At 41.4% G+C, this 19,438-nt stretch carries 20 protein-coding genes and 1 tRNA gene; 15 read left to right on the forward strand and 6 right to left on the reverse strand.

What is annotated here, in order from left to right; genetic code table 11:
- The first annotated feature begins 4 nt into the window (after positions 1–4).
- The 8 genes from DIU38_RS23195 (at position 5) to DIU38_RS23230 (ending at position 4,617) form a co-directional block, all read left to right on the forward strand.
- Entirely contained in the window at positions 5–601 is a 597-nt protein-coding gene (locus DIU38_RS23195; protein WP_112570974.1) for a hypothetical protein, read from the forward strand.
- Complete coding sequence (locus DIU38_RS23200) at positions 585–1,043, forward strand: PH domain-containing protein (protein WP_112570972.1); 459 nt, start codon at positions 585–587, stop codon at positions 1,041–1,043. The genes DIU38_RS23195 and DIU38_RS23200 overlap by 17 nt, the downstream gene beginning before the upstream one ends.
- Before the next feature lie 55 nt (positions 1,044–1,098).
- Entirely contained in the window at positions 1,099–1,377 is a 279-nt protein-coding gene (locus tag DIU38_RS23205) for a hypothetical protein (RefSeq protein ID WP_129567798.1), read from the forward strand.
- Positions 1,378–1,566: 189 nt separating this feature from the next.
- Positions 1,567–2,355 (forward strand): hypothetical protein, encoded by a 789-nt coding sequence (locus DIU38_RS23210; protein ID WP_112570968.1) that lies wholly within the window; start codon positions 1,567–1,569, stop codon positions 2,353–2,355.
- Positions 2,356–2,419: 64 nt separating this feature from the next.
- Positions 2,420–3,400 (forward strand): hypothetical protein, encoded by a 981-nt coding sequence (locus DIU38_RS23215; protein ID WP_112570966.1) that lies wholly within the window; start codon positions 2,420–2,422, stop codon positions 3,398–3,400.
- Positions 3,401–3,405: 5 nt separating this feature from the next.
- Positions 3,406–3,837 (forward strand): hypothetical protein, encoded by a 432-nt coding sequence (locus DIU38_RS23220; RefSeq protein WP_112570964.1) that lies wholly within the window; start codon positions 3,406–3,408, stop codon positions 3,835–3,837.
- Between the two features lie 229 nt (positions 3,838–4,066).
- Positions 4,067–4,330 carry a helix-turn-helix domain-containing protein gene (locus DIU38_RS23225; protein ID WP_112570962.1) on the forward strand — a complete coding sequence of 88 codons (264 nt, stop codon included), beginning with the start codon at positions 4,067–4,069 and terminating at the stop codon, positions 4,328–4,330.
- 2 nt (positions 4,331–4,332) lie between these two features.
- Positions 4,333–4,617, forward strand: a complete 285-nt coding sequence (locus tag DIU38_RS23230) for a hypothetical protein (RefSeq protein ID WP_112570960.1) — start codon at positions 4,333–4,335, stop codon at positions 4,615–4,617.
- 122 nt (positions 4,618–4,739) lie between these two features.
- On the opposite strand, the gene DIU38_RS23235 is transcribed toward DIU38_RS23230, so the two are convergent.
- The 6 genes from DIU38_RS23235 to DIU38_RS23260 form a co-directional block, all read right to left on the reverse strand.
- Positions 4,740–5,975, reverse strand: coding sequence for a site-specific integrase (locus tag DIU38_RS23235; protein ID WP_112570958.1), 1,236 nt, complete (start codon positions 5,973–5,975; stop codon positions 4,740–4,742).
- A 251-nt stretch (positions 5,976–6,226) separates the two neighbouring features.
- Positions 6,227–6,300, reverse strand: a tRNA-Asp gene (locus tag DIU38_RS23240).
- Positions 6,301–6,487: 187 nt separating this feature from the next.
- A complete protein-coding gene (locus DIU38_RS23245; RefSeq protein WP_112651682.1) occupies positions 6,488–8,872 on the reverse strand; it encodes a hypothetical protein in 2,385 nt (794 codons plus the stop codon).
- A 47-nt stretch (positions 8,873–8,919) separates the two neighbouring features.
- On the reverse strand, positions 8,920–10,095 hold the full coding sequence (locus DIU38_RS23250) for a DUF4249 domain-containing protein (protein ID WP_112651684.1): 1,176 nt from the start codon (positions 10,093–10,095) through the stop codon (positions 8,920–8,922).
- 9 nt (positions 10,096–10,104) lie between these two features.
- Positions 10,105–12,879 (reverse strand): TonB-dependent receptor, encoded by a 2,775-nt coding sequence (locus DIU38_RS23255; protein WP_112651686.1) that lies wholly within the window; start codon positions 12,877–12,879, stop codon positions 10,105–10,107.
- A 79-nt stretch (positions 12,880–12,958) separates the two neighbouring features.
- Positions 12,959–13,690: a hypothetical protein gene (locus tag DIU38_RS23260; RefSeq protein WP_112651688.1), complete on the reverse strand. Its 732-nt coding sequence runs from the start codon at positions 13,688–13,690 to the stop codon at positions 12,959–12,961.
- Between the two features lie 387 nt (positions 13,691–14,077).
- Between DIU38_RS23260 and DIU38_RS23265 the strand changes: the two genes are divergently transcribed.
- The 7 genes from DIU38_RS23265 to DIU38_RS23295 all read left to right on the forward strand — a co-directional run bounded on the left by DIU38_RS23265 (position 14,078) and on the right by DIU38_RS23295 (position 19,410).
- On the forward strand, positions 14,078–14,653 hold the full coding sequence (locus DIU38_RS23265; RefSeq protein WP_112651690.1) for a TerD family protein: 576 nt from the start codon (positions 14,078–14,080) through the stop codon (positions 14,651–14,653).
- Positions 14,654–14,657: 4 nt separating this feature from the next.
- A complete protein-coding gene (locus tag DIU38_RS23270; protein WP_090531234.1) occupies positions 14,658–15,323 on the forward strand; it encodes a TerD family protein in 666 nt (221 codons plus the stop codon).
- Between the two features lie 132 nt (positions 15,324–15,455).
- Complete coding sequence (locus DIU38_RS23275; protein WP_112651692.1) at positions 15,456–16,151, forward strand: HAD family hydrolase; 696 nt, start codon at positions 15,456–15,458, stop codon at positions 16,149–16,151.
- The gene (locus DIU38_RS23280; RefSeq protein ID WP_112651694.1) at positions 16,148–16,993 is read left to right on the forward strand and encodes a phosphoribosyltransferase family protein; all 846 of its coding nucleotides are present in this window, start codon (positions 16,148–16,150) and stop codon (positions 16,991–16,993) included. The genes DIU38_RS23275 and DIU38_RS23280 overlap by 4 nt, the downstream gene beginning before the upstream one ends.
- Complete coding sequence (locus DIU38_RS23285; RefSeq protein ID WP_112651696.1) at positions 16,983–17,537, forward strand: TerD family protein; 555 nt, start codon at positions 16,983–16,985, stop codon at positions 17,535–17,537. The genes DIU38_RS23280 and DIU38_RS23285 overlap by 11 nt, the downstream gene beginning before the upstream one ends.
- 4 nt (positions 17,538–17,541) lie before the next feature.
- Positions 17,542–18,156, forward strand: coding sequence for a TerD family protein (locus DIU38_RS23290; RefSeq protein ID WP_112651698.1), 615 nt, complete (start codon positions 17,542–17,544; stop codon positions 18,154–18,156).
- 87 nt (positions 18,157–18,243) lie between these two features.
- Complete coding sequence (locus tag DIU38_RS23295; protein ID WP_090531250.1) at positions 18,244–19,410, forward strand: toxic anion resistance protein; 1,167 nt, start codon at positions 18,244–18,246, stop codon at positions 19,408–19,410.
- Positions 19,411–19,438 lie beyond the last annotated feature (28 nt).

A 19,438-nucleotide genomic window follows, 5' to 3' on the forward strand; every position in this document is an offset into this window, starting at 1 on the left:
ACCAATGAACACCATGTTAACAAGGCTTGGAGTACCACCGGAACTCCAGGCCTTTTTTAATATTGACGATGATTTGGACTTTGATTATTGTGATGCGTATGAACATTGTGGCGAGGGCTTTCATAAGATTCCGACAACCCAAAATCTTTGGGTGGCTGGAAATAACACCGCCTCAACAGTGATCATTACCTATTCCGTAATGGAGGCCATCGCGTTTCTAACGCTTCACCGTCACCGGTATCCACGGTTGGAGCAATTGGCAGTCGTGGCCATTGGAAACAGATTTTATAAAGAACAGGCCAATTGGATCAGGGAGAACTTTCGCGGGAGAAAATTTGTGCTTGTTTTTGGTAAAGACCTTATTGGTCATCTCACCGATATCAAATTAACAGCCGGAATAAAGAATTTGAACATTAGGATATTTCATTCCGAAAATCAAATTTTGATTTACCGGGGTAATTTATTTCGGGCCTTTGATCAGGAGCGGATCTCCCTTCATGCTTTCCAGGAAGCCTTTAGTATTCGGCCACGTTTCCGAACCGGTAAGCCGGTACAATCATTAACTTTTTTAGATCAATTAAAACATGACGCAGAACGATGATATTTTATTAAAGCCAGCAATGCTGTTTGCATTCCTGAAGGCTTTGCCGCTGATGTTGCTGGCCATCACTTTTCTCTTACTGGCCTGGTGGCTGTCGCCTTATTTTATCCTTTTCAGCCTTGCGGTTTGCGGCGTAGCCTGGTACCGGCTGTTATACATCCGCAGTTTTCAATATTTGATCACTACGGAGTATATCCGCATGACGCGTGGTATATTCTTTAAGCGTGTTGACCAACTGGAAATGTTCAGGGTGAAAGATTACATAATTACCCAATCGTTTATTCTCCAACTATTTAAACTCATGTACCTGACACTGAAAAGTACTGACCCTGAAAACCCAGTAATCCAGTTTATAGGAATCCCTGAATCTGCCATCACCGACACCATCAGGGATAGGGTGCAACAGTCTCGTCATCACAATAATATTTACGAATTAAACTGATATATACTTGAAAATTGCTAATTTAATTAGTAATTTTAATCAATAAATTTGAGTTATGAAAGCCATCGTCCGAAACATTTTATTAGCCTGTTTAATATCCATGTTTGCCTTTTTCGGGGCAGTAGCCAGAAAGCACGCTAAGGATAAAATGACCAAAGCCCAGAAAGCTGAAGCCAGGAAGGAAACATTAACCTGTTTATCTGTGGCATTTTTAGCTTGTGGTGCCTGCGCCTGGCGCTGTAATATCCTTTATAAAAGGATCAACGAAGAACGGGAATACCAGCGCAGGTTCAATGAGTATATGCGTAATTCAGCATTTAACAGGGAGTATTGATACTCGAATTAAATTATCAGTTTGCAGCATCTTAAAGCGGACGTCTTGTCCGCATTCTGATATGGTTTAGGTTAAAAAGTCCGGCGGCAGCGCTTAGAACTTTTTTCTTTTTTAGACCTCTTATCAGCAACTCATTACTTTTTTAATAGCTGACAGCTCAACTGTAAAAGCATTTCCAACTACAAAATCATGGAACAAGAATTAGAGATCATTGCCTTTGGGGCGATCCCCTTTGTTATTGACCGGGAGAAACAGGAATTCAGGCAATTTAACAGGCCGGATAACGTCATCAAATTTGAGGATTTAAAAAAGGAGGAAGGTTATTACTCAGCACGTTTTGATAACAATGCCAATTATCTCTCCATCGCCCGAATGAATTTTGATTCGGACAAAACAGACATCAAGGATGTTTTGCTCCCTGCGCCGATCATTGATTCCCCGGAATTACTAACTGATAATTTCAAGCATGACCTAAATACATCGAGCAATCATCAGGAATGGGGTTTTTACCTGTCTGACCACGCTACGGCGCTACGCCTTTCAGGGACGTTGCCACATATTGATTTGGCAGGTACCGATTTTACTATCGATTGGCGGTTGAAACAATTAAGGGAGACAGAGGAACCTTGGAAAAATATTAGTCTTAAGGAAATGGAAATGTCGGACAGCGGGGAAGAATATCTCTGTTTTTTCAATACCGAAACTCACGAACTATTTGAACCCGATGAAAACCTGTTTGAATTACCGGATAAGGTCGTCGTACTGGAAATACCTTATGAAATAAAACTGGACCCGGTTGCAGTTGCAAGGGAATATGGGATAGGGGAAACGGATTTATTAACCGACCACCCCTTTCAGATGATATTAGTGGCCAAAGTTACACCGTTATCAGAAACCGGGCTGTCGAAGTTCATTGAAGATAATAATAAGAGAAGAAACGATCAACAAGATGACCGCGGCCCTAAACGCGGCCGATAATACATCTTGTAATAGTTGATCCGCAAACCCAGGGCAAGGGCCGCCCGCTCCACAACATCAGACCATGAAAAACAACAGTTTATTAAACAAAGATTTAGCACTTAACTACGAGCAATTTTCCGATGCCATCACCAACGATTTTATAGGCACGGACTTTATTGACCGCCTGGAATGGGCCATGCTCATGATACAGCAGAATTTTAATCAGATGCGTCTGGCGGAATACCTGCCTGCCGTAACACGCAACCATTTCGATAAAGCGTATCTAATGGCCGGGGGCGAAGATAGTTTAAACAATAATGTAAAATTTTTCAGGCCATTCACTGATTTGCAGGCAACACCTGATATCTTCCCTGACCTGAACATTAAAGTAATGACGTTCGAGGAGACCATACAACTTAACAAGGTCAAGCAACTGGATATCCGCACGAAACAAGCGCTAAGATCTAAACTTCATTACGCCTATGAGATTTCTTCCGCATTCTACAACAAAAAGACAGAGGCATTTTATGGTTGTAAAAATGGATACGAATTTAACAGGGGCTTTTTCTCTCTACGTACTAAGGTCGATAACGCGGACAAACTTTCTTTCAGCGAAATACCAAATTCTATTTCCCTGCATCCCAATTATACCATGCCGGCCAACGCGGTCACCTTATTGCCTAAAAAACAAATTGTTGACGTAATGAAGCTGATCGCCATGTCCTACCAGGTAGCTATGTCAATGTATTACGAGTGGTCCATCTATATCAAGGAATATGACAACATAGGGCTGATTGTGCCAATAGAACCGCAGATACTGTCTGAGCTATATAAGACGTCGCTCATCAAGTTTGAAAGCAAAAAACAGATGGTGCACTTTGTTAAGGAGCACTATCGGAGAAAGGTTGCTGCACCCGGGGAAGACTATACCGTTTTTATAAACCGTTATTTGCGCGGTGAACACCGGTTCAATTATCGGGGATTTTATGCAGAAGTTATCCCCCCTAAATATGACCTGGTGCGTGCCAGAACCAAAAAGAAATTTGTTGACGGTTCGAAATAAACCCTATGAATGAACTGATATATTTGTACATACCGATGGCTGCCAAAAGAAAAGTTAAAAATAATAACCCTGTAAAAAGAACGTTGCCGCGTTCCCAGCGCCTCCTCCAAGGCAAAAACTGGATTGGGAATTACAATGGTAAGAACATCGTTCGGGGTTACGCCAAACATTTTCGGGTCGATTTGCTATGCGCAATCAAGGAACTTAGGCTGCTCGGTGTAATCATAACCGAAAAGTATGAGGAAACAGTTCAGCAAGCTTTAGCAGTTCATGCCAGCCAAAAGAAACTGAGGGAAGAACAAAAAGCATCATCAGGTGCCAACGTGTTGGGCGATAGCGATGATAATTTTGCGTTTATCGTTGGCTATACGAACGGCGGCGCTCCTTATGGTGTTCGCTGGGATGACATGCCACCCGCTGACGACGATACAAATTAATGTGCGGTTAATCTCTTCTTCGCACCTATAAACCCGTTTGCCGGCTGATACTATTTTCTGTATACATGGTCTTGCTCAAACGCAGGATTATTCCAGGCTGTTGATTGTTCAATCAACAATACTCAATAACCCTAATAAAATACAATCTACTTATATCAGGTATTAATACCTGTCTCATAATAGCGTTCCGCAGTCGCCGGTTACGCATCCAACCTCTTGATTTATCATCATGGCAATAGAAGTAGTCACTAAAGACGATCTCGAAGCGTTTCGCCAGACGCTGTTGAATGATATCCGCTCATTGTTAGCCAACAATAAACCCGAAGCCAAAGAATGGCTCAGGTGTGCAGATGTCCGGAAATTGCTCAAAGTTTCGACTGGCACCATTCAAAATCTAAGGATTACCGGGAAACTAAAATCCCAGAAAATCGGCGGAATGCATTTTTATAAACTCACCGACATCCAAAATATGCTTAGCGGTAAAAATAATTGACGATGCCTGACACCTACATTATTTCAGAACTCTATGGTAAGATGTCTGAAGATTCCCGCGTAAGCGTATGGCATATCAGCCTTTATATCACCATGCTTATTTTATGGCAACAAAGCGGGTTCAAAAAACAAGTGAAAATTTCGCGGAAAAAACTAATGACGAAGGCCCACATTGGCAGTATAACAACCTACCATAAATGTATAAATCAATTATGTGACTTTGGCTACATTCTATACCAGCCTACTTATGATTGTTATGCGGGTAGCGTTATTGAAGTTATCACTTAGTTTATTAGGCAGCTTTCGCCTGACCCTTCCCTTCAAAATGCCGTTCCGGCGAACTTCCAATCCCTTTACAAACTATTTAAGAGGAGTATAAGACTGTACAGTCTTATACTCCTCTTGTTTAACTATGCTAATGCGGGCCTTTTCTTAATTAAACGCTTCTTCAGCATGTTCATGTCTTCACTCACCTTAAAGTCAAGTGTTTTTGCATAATGCTGCGTTTGCTTTATAGTCGCGTGTCCCAGCATTTTAGATACGGTTTCTATCGGTACACCGTTATTTAAGGTCACCGTCGTTGCAAATGTATGGCGAGCAATATGATAAGTAAGCTCTGTTTGAATGCCACAGCAGTCTGCTATCTCTTTAAGATAGGAATTCATTTTTTGATTAGTCAGTACCGGTAGAACCACTCCATTAACGATACATTTCGGGTGACTGTCGTATTTTTTTATAATGCTAATCGCTTCCTTTAACAAAGGTATTCTTGATAAAGCATTCGTCTTTTGCCGGTTAATAAAAATCCACTTCTCCCCGTCTACCCCTTTTTGTATATCACTCCGTCTTAAGTTTTTTACATCTATATAAGCAAGTCCGGTATAGCAGCTAAAAAGGAAGATATCCCTTACATTACTTAATCTTACGTTTTCAAAATCCTTTTCGGCTATCCGTTGAAGTTCGATGTCTGTTAATGCGGTTCGCTCCAGGGGCTTTCTCGTTAATTTGAAATTGGAGAATGGGTCGCCCGGCAACCATTTACTCTTCACACAGATCAATACGATCTTTTTAAAGTTTACTAAATATTTCATGGTGGTGTTGTGATCGCAATTCCTGACAGTCTTTAACCAGAAAGCATACTGTGAAATAAATTCATGATCGAGGTCCTTAATATCCCTGTCATCAGCTCCATACTTCCACTTTATAAAATCCCTGGTGTGATTATAAGAAATGTTGTAGCGCTGCATGGTGCTGGCGGCAAAGTCAACCCCTTGTAATGCTTTCATCTGGGCGTTATGCACACTGAATACTTCCAGGATCTTTTTACGCTTCTCGACATTGCCGGTAAGTATATCTTTTATCGCCTGTGCGGAAACTTCTCGATCAGCTTCGATCAGTGATCTTTTAGCCTGGTAAATTTGCTGTTCTAATGCATCCAGGTAATAATTTAATTCCCTGGCATCTTCCCTTGTGCCCACGGCTCTTGCAGCGGAAGAGCTCCATTTGGAGGCTTCCCATTTTCGCTTGGAAGACAGCTCAACTGATTTACCATCTACCGTAATCTTTAGGTAAATGTAAAGGGGGCCTTTTTTCTGATTTTTGGACTGTTTCAAATAAAAAAGAAGTCCGAAGCTTTTTTCTAACATAAACTAACATTTTAAAGGTTAAACAAATGTCGGTTTAGATCATCATCCAAACAAGATGTCCACGCGCTGGACATGCTCTATATCAATCCGTTATGCTGTTTTCATTGCGTCTTTTTTCGGTTTTGAAATGACGCAATGAATGACGCAATAGAATTATGTGTTTTAATGCGAGTTTTGGTAAAGTGCTGAAACAAAAAAGGCCCTTAATCTACGATTAAAGGCCTTTTTGATGTTTTTGATAACATAATCAGCGGAATGGACGGGACTCGAACCCGCGACCCCATGCGTGACAGGCATGTATTCTAACCAGCTGAACTACCACTCCTCCGTTTGGGTGTGCAAATATACAAACCATTTTATTCTACACAAATTGTTTTTTCAAAAAAGTTCATTATTTTGAAAATTAAGCACTTTTTTGCGCGGCGTGCCTTTTTTGGTGACTGTAAATCACTGATATTCAATATTAAATCAGGAAATCGCAAAATATAAATCCTGTAGAAATTTAATAGTAGTTAATTTACTTCAAAGCTAAAATATTGGCTTGCGATGTCACCTTGTAACGTAACCCCTTGTACAATTCCTATATATTTCCCTGTTTGATCAGACGTATAAAACGACAACTGATTTTTACCAGCGGCCGAAGTATTGATATCCGGCCCCCAATAAAGCAGGTTTCTGAAATCGGGTAACCTGTTTTTTACTGCCTGTTCAGTGTCATATACCGGAGAATAAAACTCACGCTGCAATTGCAGACCTTCATAATCGAGCACTACTGCCTTTGGGTCTATTTCAACACCGCCAAGATCGCCCTTATAAGTTGTAAAGCTTAAGATTCCTTCGTAAACAGATGGCCCCCAATAATACCGGTACGGAACATCTTCCAGTTTACGAACTTTCAACGGGTCAATACCCATAACCTTATCTATGTTAAAAACAGGTACGTCATCAAGCATCACTAAGGGGTCGCCATCTAAAAATCCATTACCATTCAATACTTTGATGTGATACCGTTTTTGCGATCTGTTAACCCAAACCTCCTTTACATACTCTCTCAATACCTCTTCCATTGTAGTAAAGCGGGTATAGTTATCCAAAAGGTAGGTTTTATAGGGGGTTGTATAAAAACCCGAACTATCAACCTGCGGCTCATAAAAGTGCTTGATCTTATTGCCTAAATAAATATTTTGAACCTGCGTGCTCAGGCTTCGTTCTTCAATGGCACTTTGCATGCCCCGGGTTAGGTTAAATTTTAATATTGGGGATTTTGCGAATTGTTCAGAAAAAGGGCTTAAAATATCAATATGATAGGTGGTATCCCGTTCTGAATTGGTTTGAACTACTATTTCGCCGGGACCATAAAGTTGTCTTGTATTAAAAATCAACCTGCCTGTCGAATCGCTTTTTGCGGCATACAGCTGTACCCGTTTTCCCGGGACACTTAAATAAGCTACTACATCTTTGGCAATACCACCGGTTTGCGTATTGGTTATTTTACCGGCAATCAGGTGCCCGTCATACTCTGGCAAAAAACTAAATGCCGCCTGTTTATTACCAAATACATTATCCCATTGAAACCTTCGCCACCCTTGTGTTAGCATGAGGTTATCAAGGGCCGTGTCGGCTTCAGCATCGGAATTTTTGAAATAGTAGCCTGGCGATTCAATATTTCCACGTAAATCTGACTTGAGCCACAGATAGCTGAATATTTCGCCGGCATCAATATTTTGTAATGAGTCAATCTTATAAACCGACATTGACAGGTTAGTAGGTTTTACGCGCCCCGAAAAATCTTTGGCAGCGATGTCCACACTTACCTTTTTACGGCGGGTATATGAAGGCTGATCAGCGGAGGCCTCGATAATGAGGTTTTGTTTGGGACGTTTAAAATAAAGCCTTTCGCACACGGGTTGTCTGGCGCTATTGAAAATTGTTAAGTGCGACACTCCTTCGCCCAATTTAGCTTTATCAAGCGTAAAAATGGCAGCACCGCTATTAAAGGGTGCTGTCATGCCGGCTTTAACCAATTGGCCTGTATGAGCAAACAGATATAATTCGCCAGCTTCAACGCCGGCGCCTTTTACTGTGATCTCCACCCGTGTGCTACCTCCATCTTTTACAGCCATTACGTAACCCCGACTTTCAACGGCAGGTAACTCTTTGGTAACAGCCGGGTTATTACCCGATTTAATAACAGCTGTATAAACATTCCCGGCTATCGGGGTAAATAAAAAGCTGCCGATACCAAATTTCAATGGCCGGAAACGTGCTACCGTATCGTGGTTCTGATCGACAATAAAACCTCTGCATTCACTTAAGCCTATGCCGTCCGAAGCTGTAACCTTAAAAGCAACTTTACTGTTAATGCCCGCGACCAAATTTCCCCCTTCCGGGAAAAACTGAACATCGTAGCCCGGTGACTGTGCTTTATTCGTGGCTTCGGGAGATTTTAGAGGATTAATAATGGTTATATTCTTTTCGAAATAATAATCAGGACTGAAATTTTTCATCCAGTTGGTATATGCCCTTAATTTATAATTCCCGTTGCTTGCCGATACGGGGATATAAACAGAACCGCTACCGAGGCCGTTTTTTATTTCTATTTTAGTTTGTATTATGGCATTTTGCTTGTTGTCCAACACATCAACATATACAACTTTGCTAAGGCCAAGCGGCTTATGATAAGTAGCATCAACGTTATATATTTTAAACCACAAAATTTCCCCGGTCATATATACACTTTTATCGGTGTGTACAAATATTTTTTCCTGCAAGGAAGTTTGGCCATATTTATTAAAGCTCTCGGAAATTTGGCTTATAGTTTGTGCCACCCCGTTCAATGACAACAGTAACATGCCGGAAATCATCGGAACCATAGCAAGTTTTTTAATTTCATTCATAGCCAAACCTTATTGATTTATTTTCATGGCATCATTCATAAACTTTTTTATCTCTCTATCCAAAATGAGGGAGTTTGTACTCGTCCCCTGATCCTGCAATCGGTACATTCAATTGATGAATAAGTATAACCTATTACATTCATTTTCTCGGTTATATCAAGCACAGGTATTGAATTACCATTAATTATGATGCCCAGTACATCATTTTGTTTGGTTTTGGGATTAAAAAAGAGTGCAGTATCAAGGGGACCGCAATCATATGGATATGTAGGCGCCCAATCGCGAGGGAGATCGGCATTATCAATAAATACCCTTTTCGATTGAATGTTGGTTACACTTATATAGCCAATAACAGGCTCAGCCGGATCTTTAAGATTGTGGATATTCCCTGTTAACTGCGATGGCTGGGCGTCAAATATACTTCCTAACTGCTCCGTGTTTTTCTTCATGTTTTCCCAAAACTGGTAAGCTTCTTTAGTTAAGGCATATTGCTTTAGTAAAATGGAATAACGGGTTTCTATTTTCTCGGATGTTGAAGCTATGGTTGTTACCGGCTGCTGATATATTACATCTTGCGACAGCTTAGCTGATGATCCTATCACTATGGTGCTTGATTTGCTCCCCGCGAAACAATAATAGCTGCTTTCACTAACCGGCCGAAAAACAACTGCCTTAAGCACCTGGTCAACCATGTATGCCGACTGATATCTTGAATGGAACCGCCAGGTTTCATCATAACTCCAACGATAATAACGGGTGCTATTTGCGGCATCGTGCGTATTCACATAAATCTGCACGTTGTTGTTTTTAATATTAAATCCTATGCTGTCAATAGGTTGTGTCTTTTTTACCACAACATAATCTGATGCATATTCTTTGCTATCTCCTGTAATAATATGCAATCGATATTTTTTTGAGGCATCCAGATTAAGCGCCGGTATAACATAAGTCCCACTTCCCCGGGGCGTAAGTGAATATGCTGCTCCCCCTTCGGCTTCAACAGATACCGCGCAATTATCAACTCCGCTTGTGCTTACATTGCCCGAAATTTTAACCGTTCTGCTTAATTTTATTATAGTTGAATCGCTGCCATTGTTTATCACCCCTTCAACAACCAGGTAATGATTAGGCGAATCCACAATTTTAGGATTATATGGCTTTTTGCAAGTACTGTAAATACCTGCCAGCAACAATAAAATCAATATATATCGTTTTCCTTTCATCTCTTTCTGTTAAAACCTGATATTGTAATTAATAAATGGAATAGGTTTAGCAAATATGGATAGTTTATATCCGTTAATGGCCCCGCCCTGTTCGGTAAAGAATGTTGAGTATGCGTTTTGCCTGCCGGTTAAGTTATATACACCTATTGTAAATGAGTTGTGTGTTAACTGATGTACCTTATGGTTCCCCTCTATGTTCATTGAAAAATCCGACCTGAAATAATCAGGGATGCGGTATTGGTTCCTGTCTGAATAAAATACCCGTTCGGAACCACCATATTCATACTTGGCAATAGGTAGCGTAATAGGACGGCCTGTGCTGTAGGTAAGATTTAATGAAACGCTGAACCTATGTGAAAACCTGTAGTTACTAATAAAATTAAAAGCATGTGGCTTATCAAAATTTGCAGGATAATAAGCCCCCCCATTAATCAAATCGCCTGCGTTAGGATCATTTTGTCTTAAAAACGTACGCGAATAGGTATAGCTGATCCATCCATTGGCTTTCCCGGTGGCTTTTTTAACTAAAAACTCAATCCCATATGCCTTCCCCTGTGTACCTACCACATCTGTTTCAATATGATGGTTTAATACCAGGTTGGCTCCGCTCTTGTAATCAAGATAATCCCTTAACCGTTTGTAGTAAACCTCGACCGACGTTTCAATGGTGTTTGATTTTAAATTATGATAAAGGCCTAATGATACCTGATCACCATATTGCGGTTTGATATTAGGATCGCTTAGTTGCCAAACATCAGTGGGAGATATGGCTGTTGTGTTTGATAACAGGTGAATATACTGCCTGAGGGTGTTATAGCCGCCCTTGATCGATAGGTTATCGCCAAGTTGATATCTGGCCGAAAGCCTGATTTCAGGCCCCGAATAAGTTTTAATAAACTTACCACTCGCGTAATAGGTACTATCCAACAGGTTGGCGCTTGTTTTAGGCAGATTAGGCGCATAATTATACACCGTTTGCGGCCCCAGGAAATTGTAGATTGAATACCTTACACCGCCGCTTATCGACAGGTCGTCGGTCACGTCAAACTTGTCGCCCAGGTATAGGGCGCTTTCCAGAGCCTGTTGTGTAGCGATAACATCAGGAGCTACCAATGATTGGGCGCCAAGAGGCTGAAAGTTGCCTGGATGCAGCTTATAATAAATGGAACTTAGCCCAAAATCGACAGTATTTTTGCGGTTAAGGTAATAGGTAAAATCCGTTTTAAAATTACTCTGGTTAATATCAAAATTCAGCTTGTAAGCATTTACCGGGTTATCGGCGCTTGAAACATCATATTGGTACTTGTCTATCCCGGCCGTAATAACACTGAATAGTTTGTTATTAAAATTATGCTTCCATTTTAGGTTGATATTCCTGTTGCTGTAACTGTAAGCAGTATCGCTATTAAGCCTGAATTTATCTTTGCTTATGTAGCTGGTTAGATACAGGTTGTTTTTATCATCAATCTGGTGGCTTATATCCAGGTTAAGATCATAAAATGAAGCCGAACTGTGCTTGTAGGCATCGGGCAGGAGTTTAAGGAGCCAGTCGGAGTAAGTGGTACGCCCCCCGAATGAAAACGAGGTTTTATTCTTAATGATAGGCCCTTCAACGTTAAGCCTGCTGGTGATTAAACCAATGCCAGCCGAACCGGTAAATTTCTTTTTATTACCCTCACGATTGGTTACATCCAACACCGATGATAAACGCCCGCCGAACCTTTCCGGGATACTGCTTTTATATAATTCAATATCCTTAACTATATCAGGGTTAAACGATGAAAAAAAGCCGAAGAAATGCGAGGGATTATAAATGGTGGCGTCATTCATCAGGATGAGGTTCTGATCGGCCGAGCCCCCGCGTACATTAAAACCGGTGGTAGCCTCGCCTACTGATTGAACGCCGGGCAGGGTAAGCACTACCCTTAATATATCGGCTTCGCCAAATACTGTAGGTACTTGTTTTATGCTTTTAATATCAAGCCTGTTCACCCCCAATTGAACATTACGCACGTTAGCCACTTTCTCGGCAGAGATCTTTACTTCTTTAAGACTGGTTACCTGTTCCTGCATCTCAATGATGATCTTACCGTCCGAGTAAAGCATGATCTGCCTGCGGGTATCGCGCATGCCAATGCCCCTAACGCTTAAAACCTGCCTGCCTTTGGGTAATTTGATAGTGAAATAGCCAAACTGATCGGTAGCTACACCCGTTTTGGTATTGGTTACATATATGCTGGCACCTGTTACAGATTCGCCCGATTTAGCTTCCTTTACATATCCCGAAAGCGTTGCCGTACCCGCCTCAATAGTGTTGGTTTTGATCCCTATTTCGTATAGCTTATTTTCGGTTGTTGCTTCGGGTATCTTTTTATCTTTATCAAGATCAGCATTAGCCGGGGATACACTCATATTTGCTGCAGTTGCATTGGCAGTTGTAATGCCAAAATAACCTACCGCCAGCCCGGTTTGTATTTCGCGCCCTTTAGTTAAAAACACCTGCTGTTGTTTGGTTATGGCGAAACTAAAACCGGTGTTTTTAAAAGCCTGGCTCAATATGGTTTCAATAGGTTTATTGGTTGCTTGCATAGTTACTTTCAAACTATCAAACTGCATGGCGTCGTAAAAAAAATGAAAGCCTGATTTTGCTTCCAGTTCTGTTACAAACTGCTCAATAGTAGCTTGTTGAAAGTTTACGCTGATTGATTTTACCGGACCCTGCTGGGCCTGGCACAGTTTAATTAAAATCAAAAAACAGAAACTTAAAAAGTAAATTTTTTTCATCCGGTTATTTTATTTCCTGCCTTACACATTTAATGCTATATCATTTTTTGCCTTGTTATTAAATAATAGGCACACCACATTAATTTGTTAAATGATCATAATAAGTAGTTACATCCACTATAGCCTGTTCCTGATTTTCGCGAAAGTCAATATGATTTGCTTTTATATATTGCCGCAACTCCTTCTTTTTATCCTTAAAAATATCTAACAGTCCGCCCTTTCCGCTAAAACTGAAATAGTTATCCCCTTTTTTAACATAATAGTCGCTTGTTTCGCTAAAAAAAGATTCGATGGTATTATTTCCCGTGTTGGTTTGGATGCTCTTGGCCCTTTTTACAATGATCCCGATCTTTTTTCCCTGGTATAATTGATCATAAAAACCGGTACCAAGGCGGGCCTGGCCTGTCGAATCGGTAGTAATGCGTATAAAATGATGGTTAAGCAGCCAAAACTCCGGCACACGCTCGCTTAGTAATGAAATTTTGGTAAAGTGGTTATAAAGCAGTATAACCACCAAATCTTTATTCAGATCATATAACATCGGAACATCGCGATAAACCGCGGTCCCGTATTTTACATCTCCAGCCGTAAATAACTTATTGTCAAAAACATATGCATTACCTTTTATTATGGGATCATAAAACTCATATTCGGGCCCATTATATAGGTGTGATTGTTGACCTATAGTAGTGTGATAATTAGCAATTACGAGGCCTAAACCCGTGCTATCGGTGCCCGCTTGTGCAGAAACGTGACCGTTTGCCGTTGTGCCCCAGGTGATAACTAAGGCCAGAAGTGATTTTTTTAACATTTAGGTTTTTATAAAAACGGAATTTACATGACTTTCACTTAATTACCAAGTGTCTTTCCCTTAATACGCTAAAGCAAGTGTATTAATCGTGTTACATAAAAAAGCGACTGGGGGACTACAACGTACTATTACGAATGAGCTAAAACAAATGCAACAACCATTGTTAAATAATAGCGTATTACGCAACTAAATTATCTCCCCTCTTCTGTAACAACCGCCCCCTGTCATCGTCTTATTTTTGTGTAGACAATTTTACAATATCACCTCAATAAAACATCTACCTTAGATTAAGCGTTTAATTGCCGGTTTGTCTCCGGCTCAATACCTGCAGCGCCGCGCAAACCCAATAGGCTACACAGGTTTTACCTAAAAATAACACATACTAAAATGGCTATTAACTTACAAAAAGGGCAGAAAATTGATATCGGCCTTTCAAAAATGACAGTTGGATTGGGCTGGAACCCAAACGAAGGCACAGGTTATGACTTCGATCTTGACGTATCGGCTATCATGATCGATGTTAACCGACTGGTACCCCAGGATGAATTTTTTGTATTCTATAATAATGTCGACTCGCCCGAGCAATCTGTACATCATACCGGCGATGACCCAACAGGCGGTAACAGCGATGGCGGCGATGATGAATCGATCACTGTTGACCTGACTAAAGTAGATGCCCGCATCCAGGAGATCCTGTTTGTGGTAACTATTCACGAAGCACAGGCGCGCCGTCAGAACTTTGGCCAGGTGCGTGACTCATACATTCGTATCTTAGATAACCAGACAGGTGCTGAGGTTTGCAAATATGAATTGGGCGAGGATTTTTCTATCGAAACAGCCATCGAGTTTGGCAGGTTATACAAACGCGGTGGCGCATGGAAATTTGAAGCATCTGGTGTGGGTTACAAAGAAGACCTGGCCTTCTTTTTAAGTAAATATTTTAAAGGGCAAATAATCAAATAAGGCAATGGCTATAAATTTGGTAAAAGGTCAAACAATTGACCTGCGTAAAAATGATAAAGGCGAAAGCTTCGACTTGTCGTCAGTAACTATAGGTTTGGGCTGGGACGTTAGGAAAACCCATGGCGGCTTTTTAGGCAAACTCTTTGGCGGTGCCGAAGAGGCAGAATATGATTTGGATGCGATTGCATTTTTGCTGGACAAGAACGGTAAAGTAGCGAATCGCGGCTATGCCAAACAAACCGCTAATGGGCGTACCATCAATATGTTCGAGGGAGATGTGATTTACTTTAACTCGATGCGTCATCCTTCGGGACACATCTGGCTTACCGGCGATAACCGCACCGGGGCCGGTGAGGGCGATGACGAGCAGATCATCGTAAAGCTTGATTCGCTCGATCCGAAATATGACCGCATTCTTTTCCTGGTAGCCATTTATCAGGGTCGTAAAAACAATCAACACTTTGGCATGGTGGAGAATGCTTTCATCCGCGCGGTTGACAGCCATGGTAAAGAGATCGCTAAATTCAGTCTCTCCGGTGATTCAACCTATAACGGTATGTGTTCGATGACCTTTGCGGAAGTATACCGCAAAGACGGCACCTGGAAATTCCGTGCCATAGGTGATCCGCATAGTACTGATAGCCTTTCGGAATTACTTCGGAACTATTAACATAAAAACATGTCATTGCGAGGAGGAACGACGAAGCAATCGCACGTAAGCATAGCCGCTCTGTGTAGCAAGCGATTGCCACGCTACGCTCGCAATGACATTTTGGTTAAGTTTAATTCTACCTAAACATAAATGTACCAGCACTATTCATTTGATCTGTGGCTCACGCTGATCAAGTCAAACCCATACTTTAAGATAGAACGCACTAAGATCTTTCACCGGGATTTTAACCCGGCGGGTAAAAGCATTGATGATGTGGCAAGGGCTTTCCGCCAGGTTGACCTCATGTGCAATGCAGTAAATGAGCGTACCGGCAAAAACATTGATGCTGATGAAATGTACCTGATGGTGATCAGCACGATCAACGATAACCAGTATCCGCTTGCCGATATTAATGTAGATAAGCTATATGCCGATATGGAAACCTTGCTGTTTTACTACCTGCCCGTGGTTTACTCGCCTGTAACAATTGAGGTGCTGCAGCATCTAAATCAAAAAGGTGATTGCTCATTGAGTATTTTAAGTAATACAGGCTTTATAAAAGGACAAACGCTCCGCAAGGTAATGGTTAAATTGGGGCTGGATACGTTCTTTAACTTTCAGATCTATTCGGACGAAGAGGGGATGTCGAAACCAAACGGGGATTTATTTAAGCTGATGGTGCAAAAAGTTAAAGAGTGTAATAAACCAAAGCAGATAGACCGGTCAGGTATCATACATATAGGCGATAACCCGGCGGCAGATATAGCGGGGGCTAATGATGCAGGACTCAATAGCCTGCTCATCAATTCAAACAACTTATCCATTTTAACCTTATTAAGTGTATGAAAGCTACCTACTCATTACATCATATCAACAGCGCAACACATTTTGGTTTCGATGCCGATGATTACAGTCGCTTTAAATTTGGCGATGGCGAGGTATCCCGCTACTTCGGCACTGATCTGGCCGATGGCTTTATCAGCGAAATCTTAACTAAACAGCCAATAGAAAAACAGATCGTAGTTATATCAAGCCCATACTCATTTATTCCTACGGCTACCTTCGCCATGAAAAACCACTTTGTGTGCAGGCTTAACCGTTGGCTGGCCCATCATGGTTATCCGGTTGTGCAGGAAACCAAGGTTCATCGTACCATAACCTACAAAGAAGATTATGGCGAGCTGGATGCCGAGCAAAGGATTAATTTAATAGGTAACGATTCGTTTCATATTGATAAGGATTTCCTTGTGGGCAAAACGCTGTTATTTTTGGATGACATTAAGATAACCGGAAGTCATGAACGCATGATCATGAAAATGGTGGACGAGTATGGCTTACAGAACGACATTTACATGCTGTACTTTGCCGAACTGGTGAACAAAAACATACACCCCAATATTGAGAACTACCTCAATTATCACCATGTTAAAAACATCTATCATTTAAATGATATCATTAAGGACAGCAAATTTTGTATCAACACCCGCATAGTAAAATATATTTTAAATTACGATCACGAAAGTTTTTGCATCTTTATACAAGATCAAGACAGCAATTTCATAAACTTGCTGTATGATATGGCTTTGGGTAATGGTTATCATATCATTGAAGCCTATACACCTAACTTAAACTTTATTAAACAAAACCTATTAATAAACAATAATAAACTAATTCAGCATGGCAATTAACTTGCAAAAAGGCCAAAGGGAAACTATTGGTGCCCCTAAATTTACGATAGGCCTTGGTTGGGATACAAACAGCTCATCAACAGGCTCGGCCTTTGACCTCGACGCTTCGGTGTTCATCATGGGCGATAATAAAAAAATACTGGCCGACGAATTTTTCGTTTTCTATAATAATTCAAAATCTCCGGATGGTGCTGTTGAGCATACCGGCGATAACCTGACCGGTGCAGGTGAAGGTGACGATGAGCAGATCATTGTCGACTTGTCAAAGATCGATCCGCGCGCTACTGAAATCTGCATCGTAGTAACTATTCATGATGCCGAGAGCCGTCGTCAAAACTTTGGTCAGGTACGCAACTCTTTCGTCCGCATTTTTGATTCGGCTACCAATGTTGATATTTTGAAATACGAGCTGGAAGAAGATTTTTCGATAGAAACTGCCGTTGAGTTTGGCCGTATCTACAAAAAAGACAATAACTGGAAATTTGAAGCTGTAGGCGTAGGCATGAAAGGTGGCCTGCAGGATTATTTAAACAAATACAACTAAAAACATGGCTATCAATCTTCAAAAAGGGCAACGGATCAGCCTCGAAAAAAGTAATGGCAGCAAATTGCAAAATGTATGCGTTGGGATAAACTGGGGCGCTATTGAAAAGAAGGGCTTATTTGGCTTTGGCACCACCAAAGAAGCTGTTGACCTTGATGCCAGCTGCATTTTATATGATGAAAGCAAACGTTTGGTTGATGTAATCTACTTCGGCAACCTGCGTTCAAAAGACCACGCTGTAAGGCACAGCGGCGATGACCTAACCGGCGATATGGCAGGCAACGACGGCCTGGACAATGAAGTGATCACCGTTGATTTTGCTACGCTGAGCCCAACCATAAGCTATGTAGCCTTTGTGTTAAACAGCTTCCGTGGCCAGGACTTTGGCACTATACCGTTTGCCTCTATCCGTATTTATGAAGGTACGCCAACCCGTGTTAACGAAATCTTCGCTACTTATGATATTGCGCACAGCAAGGATTTTGCAGGCCATGTATCTATGGTGATGGGCGTGTTTTACAAAAAGAACGGCGAGTGGAAATTTAATGCCATCGGCGAACCAACCCGCGACCGTAAATTGGAAGAAACAGTGAAAACTGTAACCGCAACCTACTTGTAAAAGTTTAATTCATTGATCTTAAGTATTAAGCCGGGTGGCGCTTAAGATCAGCTAATTAAGTACTACTAAATCATTAATAATAAGATTATGGAAAGTGCACCAAACAATGATGAACTAAATCTGAATATACCACCGCTGATCACTCCAACCAATCTGGATCTTCCGGCGGCAGCCGCACCAACCGGCAATGTGCCTATGAAGGTAGATAAACAAGGTAATGTCAACCTTGACGCTATACCAAACCAGGACCTCCAAAAATATGGAGAGATGGGTAAGGATATTAATCCTGCTGATGTTAACTCCATACTTAACTACGGCGTTGAGGTACAAAACTCCATGGAGAAATATAGCAATAACTTCCTTACTTCGGTACGTACCTATAATTCAGGCGAAGTAGGCGGGCTGATTAACGAGTTACTTACCGAGCTTAACTATATTGACGTTGACGAGCTGAACCAAAACGCGTTCACTTCATTTATATCACATATCCCGTTCATGAAAAAGCTGGTGGTTGATACCAAAAAGCTTTTCCAGAAATACGATACTGTGGTTAATAACATCGATAAGATCACCAATAAGATCAAGGCAGGCCGTGTTAATTCGTTAAAGGATAACAGCTCGCTGCAAACCATGTTTGACAGCAACGTTACTTATATCAAGCAAATGGAAGACCTGATCATTGCCGGGCAGCTCAAATACAATGAGCTTAACGAAAAACTGGCTGTGATGGACGGTAACCCGACAGGCTACCAGGACTATGAAATTGCTGATCTGCGCGATTTTGTGAACCGCCTTGATAAACGCCTTGCCGACCTGAAGGTAGTTCGCTTTATTATGCTGCAATCGCTGGCACAGATCCGTGTAGTGCAGAACAACAATACCACCATTGCCGAAAAAGCACAGTCTATTGTATCAACTACAATCCCGGTTTGGAAAAACCAGCTCACCATAGCTGTGGCCCTGAACCGCCAGAAAGAGAATGTGGAGATGCAAAAGAAGATTTCAGATACAACCAACACCATTTTACAAAAGAATGCTGAAATGCTGAAACAAAACAGTATTGATGTAGCCCGCGAAAATGAGAAGACGGTAGTATCGTTAGACACACTGAAAAAGACTACTTCATCACTTATTGAAACCCTTACCGAGGTAAAACGCATTCACGACGAAGGCACAGCTAATCGTCGTACGCTGAACACCGAGCTCCAAAACCTGGAAACGGAGTTAAAGAAAACGGTGACGAGCGTGAGTTAAAGAGCCTCACCCAACCCTCTCCAACGGA

The organism is Mucilaginibacter metallidurans (assembly GCF_003286435.2).
Lineage (GTDB): Bacteria > Bacteroidota > Bacteroidia > Sphingobacteriales > Sphingobacteriaceae > Mucilaginibacter > Mucilaginibacter gossypii.

Excerpts from the sequence above, each read along its gene's own strand:
- DIU38_RS23295 (WP_090531250.1), top strand. The coding sequence starts at position 18,244 with ATGGAAAGTGCACCAAACAATGATGAACTAAATCTGAATATACCACCG.
- DIU38_RS23285 (WP_112651696.1), top strand. The coding sequence starts at position 16,983 with ATGGCAATTAACTTGCAAAAAGGCCAAAGGGAAACTATTGGTGCCCCT.
- DIU38_RS23215 (WP_112570966.1), top strand. The coding sequence starts at position 2,420 with ATGAAAAACAACAGTTTATTAAACAAAGATTTAGCACTTAACTACGAG.
- DIU38_RS23255 (WP_112651686.1), bottom strand. The coding sequence starts at position 12,879 with ATGAAAAAAATTTACTTTTTAAGTTTCTGTTTTTTGATTTTAATTAAA.
- DIU38_RS23220 (WP_112570964.1), top strand. The coding sequence starts at position 3,406 with ATGAATGAACTGATATATTTGTACATACCGATGGCTGCCAAAAGAAAA.
- DIU38_RS23290 (WP_112651698.1), top strand. The coding sequence starts at position 17,542 with ATGGCTATCAATCTTCAAAAAGGGCAACGGATCAGCCTCGAAAAAAGT.
- DIU38_RS23275 (WP_112651692.1), top strand. The coding sequence starts at position 15,456 with ATGTACCAGCACTATTCATTTGATCTGTGGCTCACGCTGATCAAGTCA.
- DIU38_RS23210 (WP_112570968.1), top strand. The coding sequence starts at position 1,567 with ATGGAACAAGAATTAGAGATCATTGCCTTTGGGGCGATCCCCTTTGTT.
- DIU38_RS23200 (WP_112570972.1), top strand. The coding sequence starts at position 585 with ATGACGCAGAACGATGATATTTTATTAAAGCCAGCAATGCTGTTTGCA.
- DIU38_RS23195 (WP_112570974.1), top strand. The coding sequence starts at position 5 with ATGAACACCATGTTAACAAGGCTTGGAGTACCACCGGAACTCCAGGCC.
- DIU38_RS23270 (WP_090531234.1), top strand. The coding sequence starts at position 14,658 with ATGGCTATAAATTTGGTAAAAGGTCAAACAATTGACCTGCGTAAAAAT.
- DIU38_RS23225 (WP_112570962.1), top strand. The coding sequence starts at position 4,067 with ATGGCAATAGAAGTAGTCACTAAAGACGATCTCGAAGCGTTTCGCCAG.
- DIU38_RS23235 (WP_112570958.1), bottom strand. The coding sequence starts at position 5,975 with ATGTTAGAAAAAAGCTTCGGACTTCTTTTTTATTTGAAACAGTCCAAA.
- DIU38_RS23245 (WP_112651682.1), bottom strand. The coding sequence starts at position 8,872 with ATGAATGAAATTAAAAAACTTGCTATGGTTCCGATGATTTCCGGCATG.
- DIU38_RS23230 (WP_112570960.1), top strand. The coding sequence starts at position 4,333 with ATGCCTGACACCTACATTATTTCAGAACTCTATGGTAAGATGTCTGAA.
- DIU38_RS23260 (WP_112651688.1), bottom strand. The coding sequence starts at position 13,690 with ATGTTAAAAAAATCACTTCTGGCCTTAGTTATCACCTGGGGCACAACG.
- DIU38_RS23265 (WP_112651690.1), top strand. The coding sequence starts at position 14,078 with ATGGCTATTAACTTACAAAAAGGGCAGAAAATTGATATCGGCCTTTCA.
- DIU38_RS23280 (WP_112651694.1), top strand. The coding sequence starts at position 16,148 with ATGAAAGCTACCTACTCATTACATCATATCAACAGCGCAACACATTTT.
- DIU38_RS23250 (WP_112651684.1), bottom strand. The coding sequence starts at position 10,095 with ATGAAAGGAAAACGATATATATTGATTTTATTGTTGCTGGCAGGTATT.
- DIU38_RS23205 (WP_129567798.1), top strand. The coding sequence starts at position 1,099 with ATGAAAGCCATCGTCCGAAACATTTTATTAGCCTGTTTAATATCCATG.